Raw genomic sequence first — 461 nt, forward strand, 5'->3', positions numbered from 1 at the left:
ATGAAGACCGGTCACGCCGCTATACCGCGGCAGTGGCCTGCGGCGCGCTCTACGTCGTCGTCGGCCTCTTCGGCGCGGTCGTCACGGGGCTGCTCACGGCGTTCCCCCAGGAACTGGTGATCGCCATCGCCGGACTGGCATTGCTCGGAACCATCGGCGGCGGCCTCGCTACCGCGCTGAGGGAAGATGCCCACCGCGAGGCCGCCCTCATCACCTTCCTCGTGACCCTCAGCGGCGTCGTGATCGCCGGGGTGGGCTCCGCGTTCTGGGGCGCCATGGCCGGCGTGTTCACGCTATTTGTGCAACAGTACGGACGCCGCACCCGCGGTGCCTGACGCCATCCACTCGCCAGACGACGACACCATGAACCTTCTTTTCGTTGCAGATCCCGTAGAACACTTCAAGATCTACAAAGACACGACCTTCTCCATGATGCGGGAGGCACAGCGCCGGGGCCACAC

At 65.7% G+C, this 461-nt stretch carries 1 protein-coding gene and 1 pseudogene; both read left to right on the forward strand.

The genetic code is table 11. From position 1 onward, the window contains the following. The coding region (locus tag GVL52_RS32015; protein ID WP_200847991.1) for a benzoate/H(+) symporter BenE family transporter at positions 1-335 on the forward strand (335 nt) is incomplete at its 5' end. Between the two features lie 28 nt (positions 336-363). Continuing rightward, a pseudogene (locus GVL52_RS32020) lies at positions 364-461 on the forward strand (glutathione synthase); the annotation flags it as partial.

Source organism: Rhizobium sp. 18055, assembly GCF_902706285.1.
In the GTDB taxonomy this organism is placed as follows: Bacteria; Pseudomonadota; Alphaproteobacteria; order Rhizobiales; family Rhizobiaceae; genus Rhizobium.